Raw genomic sequence first — 20,233 nt, forward strand, 5'->3', positions numbered from 1 at the left:
AACGGTATAAGTAAATGTTGGATCAGCTTCGCCATATATTTTACCTTGGTTGTCATCGGCAATAACAGTCAGCGTAACTTTGGTAATTTCAAAATCTGCTCCTGTAAAGTCAATCTCGTAGTTGTCTCCTGCGCTTAAATCGCCTTGAGTGATCGGATAAGTACCGACGTCTTCTCCTACAGTTCTGCTTAGATAACCGGTTATAATGGTTTCATCATCCAAGCCTTGGAAACCGCTAACGGTATAAGTCAGCACCGGATCGGTTTCGCCGTACCCTTTGCTTTGGTTAGCGTCTGCCGTTACCGTAAGCGTGGCTTTGGTAATTTCAAAATCCGCACTTGCAAAGTCAATCTCGTAATTCGCTCCTGCGCTTAAATCACCTTGAGTGATTGGGTAGGTTCCCGCGTCTTCGCCTGCTGTTCTGTCCAAAGCTCCGGTTAAGATGCTCTCATCATCCGAGCCTTGGAATCCGGTAACGGTATAAGTAAATGTTGGATCAGCTTCGCCATATATTTTACCTTGGTTGTCATCGGCAATAACAGTCAGCGTAGCTTTGGTAATTTCAAAATTGGCTCCTGTAAAGTCAATCACGTAATTTGCTCCTGCGCTTAAATCGCCTGGGGTAATTGGATAGGTGCCGACGTTTTCTCCGGCGGTTCTGCTCAATGCACCGATTAAAAGAGTCTGGTCATCCGAGCCTTGGAATCCGGTAACGGTATAAGTAAATGTTGGATCAGCTTCGCCATATATTTTACCTTGGTTGTCATCGGCAATAACAGTCAGCGTGGCTTTGGTAATTTCAAAATCCGCACTTGTAAAGTCAATCTCGTAATTCGCTCCTGCGCTTAAATCACCTTGAGTGATTGGGTAGGTTCCCGCGTCTTCGCCTGCTGTTCTGTCCAAAGACCCCGTCAGGATGGTTGGGTCATCCGCGCCTTGATAGCCCGAAACGGTATAAGTAAATGTTGGATCAGCTTCGCCATATATTTTACCTTGGTTGTCATCGGCAATAACAGTCAGCGTAGCTTTGGTAATTTCAAAATTGGCTCCTGTAAAATCAATCTCGTAGTTGTCTCCTGCGCTTAAATCGCCTTGGGTGATCGGATAAGTACCGACGTCTTCTCCGGTGGTTCTGCTCAACGCTCCGCTTAGGATGCTGTTGTCATCTAAACGTTGGTAACCCGAAACGGTATATATCAGCACTGGATCCGTTTCGCCGTACCCTTTGCTTTGTCCGCTGTCGGCAATTACGGTCAGCGTAGCTTTGGTAATTTCAAAATCTGCTCCTGTAAAGTCAATCTCGTAGTTGTCTCCTGCGCTTAAATCGCCTTGAGTGATCGGATAAGTACCGACGTCTTCTCCTACAGTTCTGCTTAGATAACCGGTTATAATGGTTTCATCATCCAAGCCTTGGAAACCGCTAACGGTATAGGTCAATACGGGATCAGCTTCGCCGTACACTTTGCTTTGGTTTGCGTGGGCAGTAACAATGAGTTTCGCTTTGGTAATTTCAAAATCTGCTCCTGTAAAGTCAATCTCGTAGTTGTCTCCTGCGCTTAAATCGCCTTGAGTGATCGGATAAGTACCGACGTCTTCTCCTACAGTTCTGCTTAGAGAACCGGTTATAATGGTTTCATCATCCAAGCCTTGGAAACCGCTAACGGTATAGGTCAATACGGGATCAGCTTCGCCGTAAACTTTACCTTGGTTGTCATCGGCAATAACAGTCAGCGTGGCTTTGGTAATTTCAAAATCCGCACTTGTAAAGTCAATCTCGTAGTTGTCTCCTGCGCTTAAATCGCCCTGCCCAATAGCGTAGGTGCCGACGTCTTCACCGGTTGCCCTGTCCAAAGCACCCGTCAGGATGGTTGGGTCATCTGTGCCTTGGAATCCGCTAACGCTATAAGTTAGTACCGGATCGGTTTCGCCGTATACTTTGCTTTGTCCGCTGTTGGCGGTTATGGTCAATGTGGCTTGGTTAATAACTACTTCTATTTTTGTGCGTTCGCTTTCGCAACCGTTGGCTGTAACTTGGCTTACCCAATAGGTTTGAGTGCCCACTGCATCCGTTGTTGGTGTTGGCGCGGTGTTGCTACCCGTTCCGCCGGTTTCGGTTGTGTACCACAACAAGCTATGATTAGCCGGCGTAGTTGCTGTTAATGCAACGGCTGTTTCTCCATAAGTATATTGAATTGCAGCGTTAACAGTCGGAGCTGTTGGAGCTTCATTTACAGTAGCTACTACTTCAGTACGAGGACTTGTACATCCTACTTCATATCCAATATTATAAAAATAATAATAGGTAGAACTTGCACCCAAAAGATATCCTCCTGTAAGTGTTATTGCATTATCATCACTTACATAAGGAAAAGTAGCTGAATATTCTCTAATTAAAGATACTCCTGAATAAGCTTTAATTAACATGCGGTAACCTGTACCTGGCTGTACATCATAATTCATAGGAACTTGAGTCGGTGTTGTTATACCATTTGCCTGAATATTTATATTCCCTGTAGAATATAATTCGGTTCCAGCACTATTAGTAATTTTTACATTTATCGTTCCACTACTTGTAGCATAAATATTTGCACTTGTAATTCTTATTGGCTCTGTAACAGAGAATACAATACCCGTATCCGTACTTTCATACGTAGAATTATCAGTTGGGGCAACTTTTCCTACATTTTTAATTACTGCATCTGCGGTTGAACTTACCCAATATGATGTCGTTTGTGAAATTTCTGGTGTAACAAATGTATTTCCTGTACCTAATACAGTTGTGCTTGTTGCTGATTCATACCATCTTACCAAGCCTCTTTCATAAGTCGCTTGAAGTGTTGCAGTACCAACTCTACAAATTGATCCTCCAGTAGAAGAAACTAAAGCAGGTGGTTTACAAATAATTTGAACCGCATAATCTTCCGTCTCTGCATAGATAGAGGTGATGGTGCACGGATCTAGATCAGCTCCGGATTTATTGTGATGATATTGTACTCTAAGTCGATATATACCAGGTTGTATTGTTGCAGGAACAGTAAAACTAGGAAAATTGACCGTGGTACTCGATGAAATGGTATTGCCAATTATACTCACTTTTTCATTGGCTTCAAAAATGAGATTATTATTATAGTCAATCCAAATAGCAGCTCCGTGAGTTCCAGTTCCGGATCCACTAGTCAACGAAGCCACGTAAGCCTCCCCTATTTCTAATATCGCTGGCTCAACTGTTCCGGAATAATCCTTATATCCAGCTGTTCCTTCAGAGGCTGTTGAGTTGTTGTTTAAATTGGAAAGTTTAAAGTTTCTAATCTCATCCGAATTATTAGTAGCTCCTGTAGGTATACAATAACCTGTTCTAAATTGAAAAGGACCTGCCCAGGCACTTACTCCATCTACAGCACCACAATCACGGCGTACATAATAGTCGTAATTCATATCTGCAGTTAAACCAGAAAGTGTTCCTCCATTGGCAAAACCAGTGACTAAGGTTCCAGCTGTAGCAACACTAAAACCTCTTTCCCCCCATTTAATATCAAACGTATTTCCTGCGCTTGTCCAAGTTAAATCTACACTTGTTGCAGTCAAATTCTCAATACCTAAGTTCTCTGGTTTAAAACAAGTTGGTGTAATTTCGCCGGATAAAGCAAAAATATGCAAAAATCCACTAGTTGAACTGGTTTTAGTAAGGGCAACTTGTTGGATAATCTTATTTTGATTGGTTGAACTAATATCAATGGCTACTTGAAATAGTTTTGGATTAGTCGTATTGTTATCTGGGTTTTGAGTTCCAGTACGAGGCACTCTTCCAATTCCTCGAATCGTAATTGCTGGTGTACCTTGGTCGTACCAATCCGGAACAGACTGAGAAGTAAATGTTTGCGTTGTTGCATCTGTAAAAGTAATAGTCCCAGTAAATGTTGACGTTGAACTCCCAGAAGTAGCTAATAAATATAATTTAATTAACTTATTTGTTGTTTGAACCGCTAAGGTACCTGTGCCATTATTTGCATTAATCTTTAAACTGTTATTTTGATTATATGGCGCTAGTTGAAAGGTCAATCCTGGTGTACCTGTTGCAATAGAAGTAATTAACCCGTTCGCAGGAAGTCCTACTGTTGCATTGGGGTAATTAGTACTCATAAAAGCATTATTTGCACCAGAGCTTGTTGCATCAACGGCCGAGGTGGTATAGGTAGATGCAGGGCTATCCTCTGCAATAACATCTTCATTAAAACCGGAAGTAATAGTTAAAGGAGTATAGTCTTGAGCTTGCATTTGAACTCCCAGAAATATAAATGTAAGTAATAAGTAAAGTTTTTTCATTTATTTGTCTTAATAATTGTAGTAGTTTTATTTTTATTTAAATCACGGTATGCAATTGCAAGGCTTGGTAATAATTTAGGAGTTCCAATTAATTAATTAATTAATGCTTCTTTTTTAGCTCTACTTCAACCTTGTATTTGTTTTTCTCGTTTAAAAGCTTGTGTCATGTTTTTATCTTTTCATTTTAGTATCAAAAATAAATGAAGAAATGAATAAATGGCGCATTTAGGGGGTGGACAAAGGGGTGGACAAAAGAATAGTGTTTTTGTAATTTATTGATTTTTATATGTTTATAGGTGTTTTAAAAAATAACGGCAATTGGCTATCTTAGCCAAAAAATAATATTATCAGAACACCTTTCTACATACTGGTTTGTTTTTCGGGACTGTTTTTAAAGAGCTTTGCACAAAATAGCAGGTCTGCTGTTTTGGAAAAAGAAATTATTTGCATGGAACTTGTTTCCGATAAAGATAGTTTAATGCAGATGACCGAACAGCAGCTAAAGCAAGCTTCTAAAAAAGAAGAGAAGGAACTAGCTATTATTCAGAAGGTTTTATTGGCTGGGTTGTATTCTCGTGAATTGGATCGGTTTAATGATAAAAGTACATCTCTTTATGAAACAGCAGTAAATAGGGTTACAGATATTGAAAATAAGGCTTTACAGATTTGGGCGTTTACCAAGGCAGGTTTTTATTTTTATTCATACAATCAATACGGAGAAGCATTGCCTTATTTTTTTAAGTCATCGCAGGCATTGGAGTTTATTTCGGACAACGAACTGATACAGGGATCAGAAGTTTTAAAGCTAAACGCATACTTTTTTAGTACTATTGCCGAATATGACAAAAGTATAGCGTATCTCCACCGGGCTTTAAAATTAACGTCTACTGAATCAAAAAGTTATGGCGATTTGCTCAATGCTTTGGGCAATTGTTATTTGAGTAAGAGAGATACTGTTGCAGCGGAGACTTATTTTGAACAAACCAAACAGAGTGCTGAAAAAAATAAGGATGTCATACGTTATGCCAAAGCTTTAGGGGATTTGGCAAGGGTTGAAATATCTCGGAAAAACTGGCAAAAAGCAGAAGAATTGCTTTGGAAGGACATTGCTTTATCGGTTAATAACGGTGATAACCGCAATACCATGTTTGCTCAATTGCAATTGGGTAAACTCTATTGGGAAAAAGGAGATATTGAGCAAGCTTATACTACCTTAACCACAGCCAAGCAATATGCAGCCAGTAAAACATATTTAAAAGGGTTTGAAAAAGAGAGTGTAGAATTGCTTTTGCAAATTGTTGTTCAACAGAAGGATACTACAGAGGAATTATTGCTCAGAAGGGAACTGGACTCGCTAAATGTGTTAACTGAAACAGAGAATAGAGAAGCTATCGATAAGATTGTTCTTAAATTTCAGAAGGAGATGGTACAGTGGGAGTTAGAAGCAGAGCAGGCAAAGCTTGAAAAAGCTTCTTTACTGCGTTGGACTTGGACGATGGTCAGTATTTTGTTGTTGGTTGTAGTCGTGTTGATTTATATTTCATACAGGCGCCGTCTGAGATTGCGAATGACGGAGTTTGACAAAAAAATACTCTCGTTTCAGTATGAGAAAATACAGTCAGAGCAAAAACTAAGGACAGCTAATAATTCTTTAGCCTCTTTTTATACCTTTTTGGAAGAAAAAAATCAACAAATCAGTCTTTTAGAAAAAGAAATACAAAAAATAAATGGAAAAAAGCAAACGATAACACTCAAAGAATTGTTGTTGTCCCACTTGATGACTGATGAAAATTGGGAGCTTTTTAAGCAAGCTTTTATTGAAGAAGAACCGGAATACTACAAAAAATTGCGGAGTAATTTTCCGGAACTGACGGAGTCTAATCTGAGAATTATATTATTGCAAAAAACGGGACTGAGTAATTCAGAAACTTCCCATATTTTGGGTGTAACTACAGAGGCTGTTAAAAAAGCGAAGCAGCGTTTGCGAAAAAAATATGGTGTTAAACAAGATATACTTGGTTTTGAGCAATTTTTGAATTAAAACTAATTGGTTTTGAACGGCGGTTTGCATTTTTGGCTTCGCAACGTTCTAATTGTAATAAAAGATAGTATTTTTGCTTAAATATAGGATGACTATGGCAAACACAAATGATTTTATTTTTGATAAAAAGATAGAGCTGGCTTCTGCTCTACAGGGTAGTTTCTCGTGGGAATCTCCAAGTAATATTGCATTGGTAAAATATTGGGGTAAAAAGGAAAATCAAATTCCTGCGAATGCTTCCATAAGCTTTACGCTTAGCGATTGTAAAACAATTACGACTTTGACCTATAAGGCTAAGTCCGATAGCGGAATTTTATTTGATTTGTTATTTGAAGGGGAGGTTAAAGAGGAATTTAAGCCTAAAATTCAGAAGTTTTTTGAGCGAATAATGCCATATTGCCCCTATATTAATTATTTTCACTTTACTATTGACACCCGCAATACTTTTCCACACAGTTCAGGCATTGCTTCTTCCGCATCAGGTATGGCAGCATTGGCGGTTAATATCATGTCTTTAGAAAAACTGTTTGTGCCGGAAATGACAGAAAAATACTTTGATCAAAAAGCTTCTTTTTTGGCGCGTTTGGGGTCGGGGAGCGCTTGCAGAAGTATCTCGGGAAGCGTAGTTGTTTGGGGAAGTCATCCGGAGATAGAAGGGAGTTCGGACTTGTACGGCGTTTCTTTTCCCTGTGAAGTTCACGAAAAGTTTAAAAATTACAAGGATGTCATCCTTTTGGTAGACAAAGGCGAAAAAAAGGTTTCCAGTACGGCGGGACACGATTTGATGCACAATCATCCTTTTGCTAAGGAGCGTTTTGTACAGGCAGAGAAGAACTTGTCGGCTATGGCTGCCATTCTGAAAGAAGGTGATTTGGAAGGTTTTATTCAATTGGTAGAGAGCGAGGCACTGACTTTGCACGCTATGATGATGACTTCGATTCCTTATTTTATTCTGATGAAGCCGAATACTTTGAAGATTATTGAAAAAATATGGGGTTTTAGAGAGCAGACTAAAATTCCGGTTTGTTTTACATTGGATGCAGGTGCGAATGTTCATGTGCTGTTTCCGGAAGAAGAAGTGGATTTTGTAATGACTTTTATCAGACAGGAATTAGCTGTTTTTTGTGATAATGAGCAATATATTGAAGATAAATTAGGATTTGGTTCTGAACGAATCAAATAATTTTTGTATTTTTATATTGTGGTATAAAGATTGATGCTATTCCACAATTAAATTTTTTGAATATGAAAAAGATATTAACCTTATTTTGGATAGCATTTGGTGTCTTGATGGCATATCAGGAAGCAAATGCGCAAACGCAGGCAGAGGATCAAAATCCAAACTTTCGCGTAAGTATGAATAAATATCTTGCAGCAGCAGATTCATTGTCAGTAACCATGAACACTACCGTACAGGATACCTACAAAGCGTATGATTGGTACGAGGCAAGAGAAGAGCGACGAGCTTTAAGAAGACAGTACCGTCATGAGGAGAGAATGGCGCGTATCAAATACGGACGCGATTATTATCCGAATTACTATGGCAGTTATTACGGATATAATAGCGGATGGAACTGGAACTGGATGCCCCGCGTAGGATACAGAACCGGAAACTGGTGGTTTTCTATTTAATACTAAACTTAAAAATATAACATAATAATATGCAGATGAAACGTATCGCATTAGCCGCAGTCTTACTTGCTTCAGGATTATTTATAGGTTCTTGCAGCCGTCAGGTAACCCGAGTAAGTACAGAAGAAACCATTGATATCAGTGGAAGATGGAATAATACAGATTCCAGAGAAGTAGCCAATCAAATGACAGATCAAGTATTGAGCGGATCCTGGATAGGTGATTTTCAGGAGGATAACGCGGGTAAAAAGCCGGTTGTTATTGTTGGAATGGTGATGAATAAAAGCCACGAACACATTGATGCGGAAACATTTGTAAAAGATGTTGAACAGTCGTTTATCAAATCTCAAAGAGTGCGTTTGGTACAGGGAGGGAAGAAACGGGAAGAACTTAGAGCTGAAAAAGCAGACCAGCAAACAAACGCTTCAGTTTCTACAATGAAAAAGTTCGGGTTGGAAAACGGAGCTGATTTTATTCTTCAAGGATCAATAAACTCTATTGTAGATTCGCATAAAAAGCAAAAAGTAGTTTACTATCAGGTGAATTTAGAATTGACTAACATTCAGACGAATGAAGTAGTTTGGATTGGAGACAAAAAAATTGCTAAATACGTTAAAAACTAACTTTAAAAATACATAAATGGTTTTACAAAGAACCATCAATCTTTTTCTGAAAACATCAGTGTGTTTTACATTGATGTTTTTCGTGTTTGGCTGTGCGTCATATCACGACAGAATTACGGATTATTATCAAAAAATAGGGGCACATAATTTTGAAGAGGCAGAAAAAGAGCTGGACAAGAATGCCTTGTTAAAAAAGCCGCGGAATCAGCTTTTGTATTATATGGAAAAAGGGCGAGTGGCTCATTTGCGTGGAGAATACGAAGAAAGCAATCGCTATTTAAATCGGGCGGATTTACTGATAGAAGACGGGCTTAAAAACGTTGGCGATGTAGCGGTGGGGCTGTTTTTAAATTCGATGTCTCAAAATTACAAAGGGGAGGAATTCGAGATTTTTATGCTTCACTATTACAAGGCGCTCAACTATATGTATCTGGGGCAAACGGATGAGGCTATTGTGGAAGCCAGACGAATTACGTTGCAAAATTACGCTCAGGGCGACAAGTATAACGACAAGTCAAACCGGTATTCAAAAGATGCTTTTTCACTGACTTTACAAGGGTTGATTTATGAATACGACGGCAATTATAACGATGCTTTTATAGCGTATAGAAACGCTGTTGAGGTGTACCAGCAATCTGCTGACGGAATGTATTACGGCGTATCTATGCCTGAGAACCTGAAATATGACGCTATGCGAATGGCTTATAAATTGGGATTTACAAGTGAACTGAATAAATTAGAAAGAGATTTTGATCTGGTATTTCAGGATTATACACCGACAGAAGGAGGGGAGCTGGTGATTTTTTGGGAAAACGGAAAAGCGCCGATTAAAGAGCAAGAAAATATTGTGTTTTCTTTGGTGAAAGGAGAAGAAGGAGGCGTGTTTTTTACTAATGCCTTGGGAGTAATGATTCCTATTGATTTTGGTATTGCCGGACAAACGTCTTTAAATGATATTCACAGTGTAAATATTGCTTATCCAAAATACATAGTTCAAAAACTGCCGTTTACTTATGCCACGGCAAAGGTAAATGAATCGGATTCTTTTAAATTTGAATTGGTAGAGGATATCGATGCTTTGGCAGTGTTGACTTTAAAAGAGCGTGCAGGGAAAGAGCTGGGGCAGATTTTAACTCGTTTGGCTGTTAAAAAGTCGGCAGAGTATGCTTTAAAAGCAGCTTCCCGATCAAGCGGCAAAAATGGAAATGACAATGCGGTTTTGGAAGGCTTGGGTTTAGGAGTACAATTATTTAACATGCTTTCTGAAAAAGCAGATACCAGAAACTGGCAAACACTGCCGTCACAGATTAGTTATGTGAGGGTTCCATTGCAAAAAGGAACAAATGAGATTACGTTTTCTCTTGAAAAACCTGAAGGACAGCGTGTTGATCAAAAAATTACGGTAGAAGGCAAGGGGAAAATGCAGTTTTATAATTTTGCTACAATGTAAAGTCTAAAGTAAATTATGTCTAAAAATACGGTTTGTACCCATTGTAAAAAATCTTTGGAATGCAAGGTAGATAACATCTCAGAATGTGAATGTTCAAATGTGCCTGTTTCTAATGATACGAGATTGTTTTTATCTCAAACATACCACAAATGCTTATGTAGCGCTTGCCTGAGTAAAATTGAAAAGATGATCCAATACGCGAAAGTCAATGAATTTCCCAAGCGCAGAAGCCAGATGCAGGAAGGTACTCATTACTATATGGAAAACGGTTATTTTGTCTTTACAGAACTCTATCACCTGATGAAAGGGCAATGTTGCCAAAACGGATGCAGGCATTGTGTTTATGGATTCAAAAACAGATATTTATAAAAAATAAGATCTCAAAAAATTACCCTGTAAAAATTAATGCCTACCTTTGCAGAGTAAAAATACTTTTATTGCTATGAAAGGACCTTTATTTTATTCAAAAATTCTTCTCTTTGGAGAATATGGAATTATCAGAGACTCTAAAGGGCTCTCCATTCCTTATAATTTTTATAACGGAGCACTTAAAGTAGAAGCTGATTTGGCAGGAACTGCATTAAAATCAAATGAGAATTTGAGAAACTTTGTTGCTTTTTTAAAGGATATGCAAGAGGCAGAACCTGACTTAGTTCAGTTTGATTTTAAAAAGCTGGATGACGATATTGGGCAAGGTTTATATTTTGATTCCAGTATTCCGCAAGGTTACGGAGTAGGAAGTAGCGGAGCATTGGTTGCAGCTATATACGATCAGTATGCTTTAGATAAAATTACGGTGCTGGAAAACCTGACAAAGGATAAGCTTCTTATCCTCAAAAGAATTTTTGGAAAGATGGAAGCTTTTTTTCATGGTACGAGTTCTGGTTTAGATCCGCTAAACAGCTATTTAAGTCTTCCTATTCTTATCAATTCTAAAGATAATATTGAACCTACGGGGATTCCTTCTCAAAGCTTAAGCGGTAAAGGAGCGGTATTTTTAATAGATTCAGGAATTGTAGGTGAAACAGCGCCGATGATTACTATTTTTATGGAAAACCTGAAAGATCAGGGATTTCGCCATATGCTGAAAGATCAGTTTGAAAAATACACGAATGCCTGTGTGGAAAACTTTTTGAAAGGGGATGTGAAATCGCTGTTCAACAATACCAAAAAGTTGTCTAAAGTTGTTTTAAATCACTTTAAACCCATGATTCCGGAACAATTTCATACCGTTTGGCAAAAAGGATTAGAAACCAACGATTATTATTTAAAACTTTGCGGTTCAGGCGGAGGAGGATATATTTTGGGATTTGCACCAGATATTGAAAAAGCCAAAGAGTCCTTAAAAGACTATAAATTGGAGGTGGTTTACCAGTTCTGATATGAGAGATAAATAAATATAAACCTTTCGCTTTGGGCGAAACAAATGGATATCAGAAGGAATATGCTGTCCAGAAAAAACAAACTATTCTTACTTAAAATATTCAGTTTGTTCTCTGTTGTGAGGGGTTATAATATTGCTATTATTGTTCTTGCCCAATATTTGGCATCTATATTTATATTTGCTCCTCAAAAGCGAGCATTAGAAGTTATTTTAGACTGGCGTTTGCTGCTGATTATTTTTGCTTCTTCTTTAGCCATTGCCGGCGGATATATTATTAATAATTTTTACGATGCCGAAAAAGATTTAATTAACCGCCCCAATAAGTCTATGCTGGATCGTTTGGTCAGTCAGTCTACTAAACTAAAAGTATATTTTGGTCTGAACTTTTTATCGGTAGGAGTTGCGCTGTTAATTTCTGTTCATGCCGCGATATTTTTTTCATTATATATTTTTCTGCTTTGGTTTTACTCACATAAATTAAAGAAATATCCCATAATCGGCAATTTGGTAGCATCTTTGCTTGCTATTCTGCCTTTTTTCGGGATTTTAATGTATTTTAAGTTTTTTCATTCCGCCATATTTATTCACGCATTCTTTCTGTATTTAATCATTCTAATCAGAGAAATGATTAAGGATATGGAAAATATAAAGGGAGATTTTGCTAATAATTATCAAACTATTCCCGTGCGATTCAGCGAAAGAACAGCAAAAACAGTCATTACTGTTTTGGTAATATTGACTTTGATTCCCGTTTCTTTATTGGTGTATCAACACGATGTAGGATATATGAAATACTATTTTTATTTGAGCATTATAGTGTTAGGTGTGTTTCTATATAAATTGTGGAGGTCCTATACTACTGCCGAATATCATCAACTTCACATTAGTTTAAAAATTTTAATTTTATTAGGAGTATTCTCAATAGTATTGATTAGCCCCGACGTTTTAGTGAATGGTAAAATACTTTTAGAAGAAGTTCTTTAAATATTTATCCTATAGTTTTTTTAGAGTTTATAAATTAAAATTTAGTGTAACAAATCTCTTTTTCTGCTACTAATAGGGTAAATGATTTAAAAATTGACGTTATGAGAAAAGTCTTATTGTTCTTAGCGGGAATTGTTGTCGGGATTTTTGTGTTGGGTGGAATTGCCTATTTGTATTTGAATACAAAGATGGTTACTATTACAATGGATGAGTCAACAGACATATTACCGATAGAATCCAGTGATTTTGAAACAGAAATAAAAGAGGTGACGGCAGAAGATTTTTTGCAAATCAGAAAAAAAATAAATAAACCAACTATGATTAATTTTTGGGCTTCGTGGTGTAAACCCTGTGTAGAAGAGATCCCTTATTTAAAAAGATATGCACAGAAAAACAATATGGATTTGATTTTTATTAGTTCAGACAAGAATAATGAAAAGCAAAAAGATCTGATGAGCAAGCAAATGAATCGATTGAGGATGCCTGTATCTTATATCATTAAAGAATCATCTTCAACGGTGGATGTCCAAAATTATATGGCGTTAAAAAAATTTGTAAAGAATATAGGAGCTGATGAAACGAAGGTTCACGGTTTTGGTTTTTGTGTTATGCTGGACGAAAATGGAGAAATTGTAAATGAATTTTTAGGATTTGATATTAGCACGGCTTTTGATAATTACTTTGATGATCAGATAAAAAAATAAATAAGAGCAAAGGGTAATCTAAAAACAGTAGTTCTTTTACAAAAGGGAATGATTATCTTTGCAGAAATATTTTAATATGAATAACGGTAAATCCAATTCAAAAAACAACAGCTCAAATCGAGGCAATAAAGGAAATCAGAAGACTTCGGGTAATGCCGGAAAGAAGTCTCTTTCTAAAAATGCAGGGAGAAATAATGCTGCTCAAAAGAGTTACGGCAAAGGCGGAGGAAAGTTTTTTGAGAATAAACCCAAAATCAAAAGAGAGCCTCAAGAGTCCGTTGCTGGAGAAATGCGATTGAATAAATATATTAGTAATTCCGGGGTCTGTTCACGAAGAGAAGCAGATATCTATATTGTTTCGGGCAATGTGAAGGTAAACGGTGAAGTAATCACAGAATTGGGGTACCGCGTAAAACCGGACGATGTTGTAAACTTTGATGGTTCGGTTATTACCCCGGAGAAAAAAGTGTATGTACTATTGAATAAGCCAAAAGGTTTTGCAACGATTAATGAGTCGATTGTCAGCGCTGAAAATGTTTTGAGTTTAGTTAAATCAGCACATAATAAAACCTTGATTCCTGTAGGAAGAATGGATAAAACTACAATAGGGCTGATGTTGTTTACTAATGATATGAATTTAGTTCAAAAGTTGAATTCTCCGGAAGAAAGAGTGTCTAAATTATATCAGGTTTCACTGGATAGAAATTTAAAATACACGGATATAGAGAAGATAAAGAATGGCTTGCTAATAGATGAACACAAGGTTTTTGTAGAAGAAATAGAATATGTAGACGGACAACCAAAAACAGAAATCGGTATCAAGCTCAGAGCTTCTAACGTGAAAATAGTACGTGCTCTGTTTGAAAAGTTGGAATATAATGTTATTAAGCTAGACAGAGTAATGTACGGATCCTTGACAAAATGGAATTTGCCGCGTGGCAAATGGAGATTCTTGACAGAAGAAGAAATAGGAAGTTTAAAAAGAGGATAAAATAAATATACGTAAAGATGGAAAAATTTGAAGTAACAGATAGCAGAAATCAGGTAATGTCTGTTAAGGAATGGATTATTACAATGCTTATTATGATGATTCCGATAGCTAATATAGTAATGCTTTTTGTGTGGGGATTAGGAGATAGCGGAAACAGAAATAGAGTTAATTGGGCAAAAGCACAATTAATCATGTTTTTAATTATGATGTGCTTGTGGATTTTTGCTGCTGTGGTTTTTGGTTCTGTTTTTCTTGCTTTATTTAGAGGAGAACAATCAGATTTTTAAAAGTAAGAATATTTTTATAAACAAAAAGGCTGTTTCGTAGTAAACAGCCTTTTTGTTTATATTGAAAACATTTGTAATGTAATTACGAAAATTGAGTTTCAATATCAAAGTTTACGTTTTCGCTAACCAATACTCCTCCCGATTCAAGAGCAGAGTTCCAGTTTAACCCCCAATCTTTTCGGTTTACTTTCCCTTCAAGAGACAAGGCCAATTTGGTGTTTCCCCATGGATCTTTCATCAACCCGCTGTATTCTGCATTTAATGTTACCGGTTGAGTTACGCCATGCATCGTCAAATTACCGGTTACAGCATATTCATTATCTGATTTTTTAGCAATATTTGTCGATTCAAATTTTACAGTTGGAAATTGTTCAGCATCAAAAAAGTCTACGCTTTTTAAGTGATTATCTCGATCTGCATTATTTGTATTAATAGACGAGGTATCTGCTTCAAATGTGAGTTTTGCTTTTTCAAAATTGCTTTCAGGCATTTCAACTGAAGCTGAATAGCTGTTAAAGTTTCCTTTCACATTGGTAAACATCATGTGTTTGATTTTAAACCCAATGTTTGAATGGGTTGTGTCGATTTTCCAGATTTTTGATTCCATAATTTTGTTTTTTTATATTAATTAATTATTTTAAATAAGATGGGAGTTCCATAGGGATTTCCATCAGCAATACTTCGCTGTTTTGCAGGGCATGTATAGTAAAATCCGGTTCGTTTGAGAAACCTATTGCATCGCGCCTGCCTAATTCAACTTCATCTATAGAGATACTTCCTTCCAAAACAAATAAAAATATTCCGTTTGCCCGGTCTTTAAGTGAGTAGGACAGCGATTTGTCTTGATCTAAATCAGCTCGGTGAAACCATGCGTTTTGGTAAATCCAAACTCCTTTATCCTCCGGATTTGGCGAAAGAATCTGATCCCACTGATTGTGTCTGTCTTTTTTGGATAAACCAATTTGTTGGTATCTTGGCTGCACATTGAGCTGATTGGGAAAAACCCAAATTTGCAGGAATTGGCTGGCTTGATTTTCATCCGGGTTAAACTCGCTGTGCTGCACTCCTGTTCCGGCGCTCATTGCCTGAATTTCTTCGGCTTTTATAACTTCTCCATTCCCCATACTGTCGCGATGTTCCAAGCTTCCGGATAAAGGAATAGAAATGATTTCCATGTTTTCATGCGGATGAGTTCCAAAGCCCATTCCCGGAGCTACGTAATCATCGTTTAACACCCTGAGAACACCAAAATGAACGCGGTCGTTGTTTCTGTAATTGGCAAAGCTAAAGGTGTGAAAAGACTTTAGCCAACCATGATCGGCGTGTCCTCTGCTGTCCGCTTTGTAAATAATTTTATTTTTCATAGCTCGTTTTTTTCTATTACAAAGATACAACAACCTGATTTAGCGAGTGCTTAATGTAGGTTAAGAAAAATAAAGGGTCTATTTTTCCATTAGCAGTTTCTTTTTCATTTTGCTGAAAAATTCAGGAGTTACCCCCAGATAAGAAGCAATCTGCTTTTGAGGTACATTGTATTTAATAGTAGGAAAACGCTGGCAGAATCGTTTATAGCGCTCCTCTGCACTTAAAGCCATATTGTCTATCAGTCTCTGCTGATTAGCGATGAGAGAACGCTCCATTAAAATTCTAAAAAAACGCTCCATTTTGGGGATGCGTTCAAAAATTGCCAATTGCTGTTCACGACTTTGTGTCATAATAATAGCATCTTCAACAACTTCAATATACGAATTTCCCGGTTTTTGCGATAAAAAACTGTACATATCCGCAATCCACCAATCAGTAGTTGCAAAGTTTATGGTGTGTTCGTTCGCTTGGTTATCATCCAGACAGTAGTTACGCAAAATTCCTGAAACTACAAAAAAGCTGTTAATACAGACTTCACCTGATTTTAATAATTTTGTTCGGGCGGGATGACGTGTAAGGACAAATGAATCCAACAAGATTTGTTCTTCCTCTTTGTTAAGCTGTACGTGTTTGGCAACGTTTTTTAGAAGTAATTCCACAATAAAAATAATTGTATTGTTTATAGGCAACTAAATATAGTGTGTTTTTAAATAGAAACAAAAAAAGCTTTGTGTAAAACAAAGCCTTTTAGAGATGGTTATTTTAATGCTTCTTTAATTCTTTTTAATGCTTCTGTAAGCTGATCTTCACTTGTTGCATAGGAAAGTCGAAGACAGTTTGGGTTGCCAAAGGCTTCTCCTGTTACAGTTGCTACATGCGCTTTGTCTAATAAATACATGGATAAATCATCAGCGCTGTTGATGAGAGTACCGTTTAAGGTTTTTCCAAAAAATGAAGAAACATCAGGAAATACATAGAAAGCTCCTTCAGGAATGTTGATCTTTATTCCGGGAATTTCACGCAATAATTTTACAACTAAATCTCTACGGTTCTTAAATGCCTGTACCATTTCTTTCAAAACAGAGGGATCTGCTTCTAAAGCTGTAATTGTAGCTCTTTGTGCAATGCTATTAGCTCCGGAAGTGACTTGTCCCTGCATTTTTGTACACGCTTTCGCAATAAATTCAGGTGCACCAATGTAGCCAATGCGATATCCAGTCATGGCAAACGCTTTAGAAATGCCGTTGATGGTAATGGTACGTTCAATAAGATTACCGATAGTACCAATGCTGCAATGAGAACCAGAGAAGTTGATGTGCTCATAGATTTCATCCGAAAGAATAAAAATATTCGGATGCTTTTTAAGTACGTCAGCTAATGCCTCTAATTCATTTTGGCTATATACCGAACCGCTGGGATTGCATGGAGAGCTAAACCACATCATTTTTGTTTTAGCGGTAATAGCGTTTTCCAGTTGTGCAGGCGTTATTTTAAAATCGGTTTCAATTGTTGTAGGTACTTCTATAGGAATACCGCCGACTATTTTTACAATTTCGGCATAGCTTACCCAAAAAGGAGCGGGAATAACAACCTCATCTCCCGGATTAATCATAACTTGTGCCACGTTAAACAATGCCTGTTTGGCTCCGGTAGAAACTACAATTTGAGCGGGAGAATAATCTAAGTTATTATCTCTTTTAAATTTTTTGCAAATTGTTTGCTTTAAATCGAGGTACCCGTCAACCGGAGGATATTTGCTATAATTGTCATTGATTGCCTGTATTGCTGCTTGTTTGATAAAGTCGGGAGTATTAAAGTCGGGTTCGCCCAAGCTTAAGCTTATGATATCGATTCCTTGTTCTTTAAGTTCGCGTGCTTTTGCTGCCATGGCAAGAGTCTGCGACGTAGTCAAACTGTTAATTCTGTCTGATAAAAACTGAATACTCATTATAAAAATGGTTTTATAAAATGCTACTCAAAGGTAGTTATTCTGAACGGATAAAAGGAATTTCTGTCCTGTTTTTTCCAAATAAAAGCTATTTTTGTCAAAAAATAAGCCATGGAAGAAATTCTGAAATATTTTCCTGATTTAACACCTGAGCAAATCAGTCAGTTTGAAAAACTAAAGGGTATTTATGAAGATTGGAACGCTAAGATTAACGTAATTTCCCGTAAAGATATTCAAGAGCTGTATACTAAACACGTTTTGCATTCACTGGGTATTGCTAAGGTCATGGAATTTGTAGCCGGAGCGGATGTGATGGATGTAGGAACAGGAGGAGGATTTCCGGGAATTCCTTTGGCTATTTTGTTTCCGGAAACTAATTTTTATCTGATTGATGTAATTGCCAAAAAAATTCGCGTAGTTAATGAAGTTGTTGCTGAATTAGGATTGAAAAATGTAGTGGCAGAACAAAAGAGAGCTGAAACGGTGGCTGCAAAATTCGATTTTATTGTAAGCCGTGCTGTAACTAATATGCCCGATTTTGTGAAGTGGATAAGGCACAAAACTAAAAAGGAAAATAAACACGAATTTGAAAACGGTATTCTTTACCTAAAAGGAGGGGATTTGACAGAAGAGCTGAAAGGCTTTCCAAATGCAGTGGAATTTGCCTTGTCTCATATTTTTGATAACGAATTTTTTGAAACCAAGAAGGTGGTTTATCTGCCTTTAAAGTATAAAAGATGAAATTAAAAAAGGCTATCTAACAGATAGCCTTTTCATTTTATGTGTTTATCCTAAAAACGGATATTTATAATCTTTAGCGGGTACAAAAGTTTCTTTAATTGTACGCGGAGAAACCCAACGCAATAAGTTTAATACCGAGCCGGCTTTGTCATTGGTTCCGGAAGCTCTCGCACCTCCAAAAGGCTGCTGTCCAACAACGGCTCCTGTCGGTTTGTCGTTGATGTAGAAGTTACCCGCAGCATTTGTCAATGCCTCTGTAGCTTCTGTAATAGCATAACGGCATTTAGAGAAAACAGCCCCTGTTAAGGCGTAAACAGAAGTTTCATCAACTAACTTTAGAGTTTCGCTCCATTTAGCATCTTCGTATACGTAAATGGTTAAAACAGGTCCGAAAAGTTCCGTTTTTATGGTTTCGTATTGAGGATTAGTAGTTAAAATTACCGTTGGTTCAATAAAATAACCTACTGATTTATCACAGTTTCCTCCAAAAATAACTTCGGCATCTGCGTCTTTTTTGGCTTGCTCAATGTATTTTGAAAGTTTGTCAAAAGAGCTTTCTGTAATTACGGAAGATACAAAATTAGAAGGATCTTCAGGCGTTCCCATTTTGATGGATTTTAAATCTTCCGCCATATACTCTTTTACCTTATTCCATAAAGATGTCGGGATATAAGCTCTGGAAGCGGCAGAACACTTTTGTCCCTGATATTCAAAAGCACCTCTTGTCAAAGCAACTGCAACTTCTTTTGGACATGCCGAAGGGTGAGCAATAACAAAATCTTTACCTCCGGTTTCTCCCACAATTCTAGGATAGGTTTTATAATTATTGATATTTTGTCCGATTTTGCTCCACATACTGTTAAATACTCCCGTGGAACCAGTGAAGTGAATACCGGCAAAATCAGGACTTGATAGTATTGTATCTGTAATCATGGCAGAATCTCCGTAAACTACGTTGATAACTCCGTCAGGCAATCCTGCTTTTTTGAATACCTCCACAATTACGCGTGCAGAGTAAATCTGTGTAGCAGAAGGTTTCCAAACTACTACATTCCCCATCATGGCAACGGAAGAAGGTAGGTTTCCTGAAATAGCTGTAAAGTTAAAAGGAGTAATAGCATATACAAATCCTTCTAATGGTCTATGTTCTGTTCTATTCCATATTCCTTCAGAAGATGCTGGTTGTTCAGCATAGATTTGTGTCATATACTGAACGTTAAAGCGCAGGAAGTCTATAAATTCGCAAGCGGCATCAATTTCTGCCTGATGCAGGGTTTTTGCCTGAGCAATCATTGTTGCTGAATTAATTTTTGCGCGGTAAGGTCCGGCAAGTAATTCTGCAGCTTTTAAAAATATTGAAGCTCTCTGTTCCCAAGGCATAAGTGCCCATTTTTTCTTAGCTTCTAAAGCGGTAGAGATTGCTTTTTCAATAAGGTTTTTGTCTGCCTGATGATAAACACCTAATTTGTGTTTGTGATCAAAAGGCGGAAATAGATTTTTTGTATTTCCTGTTCGGATTTCTTCACCGCCAATGTATAACGGGATGTCAACTTGTTGATTGTATTGTTCTTTGAAAGAAGCCAATGTTAGTTCTCTTTCTGTTGATCCGGGAGCATATGACTTTACGGGCTCATTGTATGCTGTCGGAACTTTATAGAATCCTTTAGACATAATTCGTACTGTTTTAAATGATTTTGATTACAAATATAGCTAAAAAAAAGGACTAAATAATGCCGGATATTCAGCACAAATACAATACT

At 37.3% G+C, this 20,233-nt stretch carries 18 protein-coding genes; 12 read left to right on the forward strand and 6 right to left on the reverse strand.

The window, feature by feature from the left end; translation table 11 throughout:
• Positions 1-4,323, reverse strand: a 4,323-nt coding sequence (locus C8P70_RS04895) for an MBG domain-containing protein (protein WP_133712221.1), incomplete at its 3' end; no start/stop codon positions are given.
• Positions 4,324-4,771: 448 nt separating this feature from the next.
• Between C8P70_RS04895 and C8P70_RS04900 the strand changes: the two genes are divergently transcribed.
• The 11 genes from C8P70_RS04900 (at position 4,772) to C8P70_RS04950 (ending at position 14,419) form a co-directional block, all read left to right on the forward strand.
• Positions 4,772-6,364 carry a tetratricopeptide repeat protein gene (locus C8P70_RS04900; RefSeq protein ID WP_133712222.1) on the forward strand — a complete coding sequence of 531 codons (1,593 nt, stop codon included), beginning with the start codon at positions 4,772-4,774 and terminating at the stop codon, positions 6,362-6,364.
• 94 nt (positions 6,365-6,458) lie between these two features.
• Positions 6,459-7,547 carry a diphosphomevalonate decarboxylase gene (gene mvaD, locus C8P70_RS04905; RefSeq protein ID WP_133712223.1) on the forward strand — a complete coding sequence of 363 codons (1,089 nt, stop codon included), beginning with the start codon at positions 6,459-6,461 and terminating at the stop codon, positions 7,545-7,547.
• A 62-nt stretch (positions 7,548-7,609) separates the two neighbouring features.
• Positions 7,610-7,996, forward strand: coding sequence for a hypothetical protein (locus C8P70_RS04910; RefSeq protein ID WP_133712224.1), 387 nt, complete (start codon positions 7,610-7,612; stop codon positions 7,994-7,996).
• Positions 7,997-8,025: 29 nt separating this feature from the next.
• The gene (locus C8P70_RS04915) at positions 8,026-8,619 is read left to right on the forward strand and encodes a penicillin-binding protein activator LpoB (RefSeq protein WP_133712225.1); all 594 of its coding nucleotides are present in this window, start codon (positions 8,026-8,028) and stop codon (positions 8,617-8,619) included.
• A 16-nt stretch (positions 8,620-8,635) separates the two neighbouring features.
• Positions 8,636-10,069, forward strand: a complete 1,434-nt coding sequence (locus C8P70_RS04920; protein ID WP_133712226.1) for a COG3014 family protein — start codon at positions 8,636-8,638, stop codon at positions 10,067-10,069.
• A gap of 15 nt (positions 10,070-10,084) precedes the next feature.
• The gene (locus C8P70_RS04925) at positions 10,085-10,438 is read left to right on the forward strand and encodes a cysteine-rich CWC family protein (RefSeq protein ID WP_133712227.1); all 354 of its coding nucleotides are present in this window, start codon (positions 10,085-10,087) and stop codon (positions 10,436-10,438) included.
• Between the two features lie 73 nt (positions 10,439-10,511).
• Positions 10,512-11,450 (forward strand): mevalonate kinase family protein, encoded by a 939-nt coding sequence (locus C8P70_RS04930; protein ID WP_133712228.1) that lies wholly within the window; start codon positions 10,512-10,514, stop codon positions 11,448-11,450.
• Positions 11,451-11,513: 63 nt separating this feature from the next.
• Positions 11,514-12,437 (forward strand): geranylgeranylglycerol-phosphate geranylgeranyltransferase, encoded by a 924-nt coding sequence (locus C8P70_RS04935; protein WP_133712329.1) that lies wholly within the window; start codon positions 11,514-11,516, stop codon positions 12,435-12,437.
• Positions 12,438-12,538: 101 nt separating this feature from the next.
• Positions 12,539-13,141, forward strand: coding sequence for a TlpA disulfide reductase family protein (locus C8P70_RS04940; RefSeq protein ID WP_133712229.1), 603 nt, complete (start codon positions 12,539-12,541; stop codon positions 13,139-13,141).
• 76 nt (positions 13,142-13,217) lie between these two features.
• Positions 13,218-14,132 carry a pseudouridine synthase gene (locus C8P70_RS04945; protein WP_133712230.1) on the forward strand — a complete coding sequence of 305 codons (915 nt, stop codon included), beginning with the start codon at positions 13,218-13,220 and terminating at the stop codon, positions 14,130-14,132.
• Between the two features lie 17 nt (positions 14,133-14,149).
• Entirely contained in the window at positions 14,150-14,419 is a 270-nt protein-coding gene (locus C8P70_RS04950) for a hypothetical protein (protein WP_133712231.1), read from the forward strand.
• Between the two features lie 82 nt (positions 14,420-14,501).
• Here the strand turns inward: C8P70_RS04950 and C8P70_RS04955 are convergent, their stop codons facing one another.
• The 4 genes from C8P70_RS04955 to C8P70_RS04970 all read right to left on the reverse strand — a co-directional run bounded on the left by C8P70_RS04955 (position 14,502) and on the right by C8P70_RS04970 (position 17,732).
• Positions 14,502-15,026: a YceI family protein gene (locus C8P70_RS04955; RefSeq protein WP_133712232.1), complete on the reverse strand. Its 525-nt coding sequence runs from the start codon at positions 15,024-15,026 to the stop codon at positions 14,502-14,504.
• Positions 15,027-15,051: 25 nt separating this feature from the next.
• Complete coding sequence (locus C8P70_RS04960) at positions 15,052-15,783, reverse strand: pirin family protein (RefSeq protein WP_133712233.1); 732 nt, start codon at positions 15,781-15,783, stop codon at positions 15,052-15,054.
• Positions 15,784-15,861: 78 nt separating this feature from the next.
• The gene (locus tag C8P70_RS04965; RefSeq protein ID WP_133712234.1) at positions 15,862-16,443 is read right to left on the reverse strand and encodes a Crp/Fnr family transcriptional regulator; all 582 of its coding nucleotides are present in this window, start codon (positions 16,441-16,443) and stop codon (positions 15,862-15,864) included.
• Between the two features lie 98 nt (positions 16,444-16,541).
• Positions 16,542-17,732 carry a pyridoxal phosphate-dependent aminotransferase gene (locus C8P70_RS04970; protein WP_133712235.1) on the reverse strand — a complete coding sequence of 397 codons (1,191 nt, stop codon included), beginning with the start codon at positions 17,730-17,732 and terminating at the stop codon, positions 16,542-16,544.
• A 111-nt stretch (positions 17,733-17,843) separates the two neighbouring features.
• Here C8P70_RS04970 and rsmG point away from each other — a divergent pair, with 111 nt between their 5' ends.
• Positions 17,844-18,473 (forward strand): 16S rRNA (guanine(527)-N(7))-methyltransferase RsmG, encoded by a 630-nt coding sequence (gene rsmG / locus C8P70_RS04975; protein ID WP_133712236.1) that lies wholly within the window; start codon positions 17,844-17,846, stop codon positions 18,471-18,473.
• Between the two features lie 45 nt (positions 18,474-18,518).
• Here the strand turns inward: rsmG and pruA are convergent, their stop codons facing one another.
• Positions 18,519-20,144, reverse strand: a complete 1,626-nt coding sequence (gene pruA / locus C8P70_RS04980; protein WP_133712237.1) for an L-glutamate gamma-semialdehyde dehydrogenase — start codon at positions 20,142-20,144, stop codon at positions 18,519-18,521.
• Between the last annotated feature and the right edge of the window lie 89 nt (positions 20,145-20,233).

This window comes from Myroides indicus, assembly GCF_004364575.1.
GTDB lineage: Bacteria > Bacteroidota > Bacteroidia > Flavobacteriales > Flavobacteriaceae > Flavobacterium > Flavobacterium indicum_A.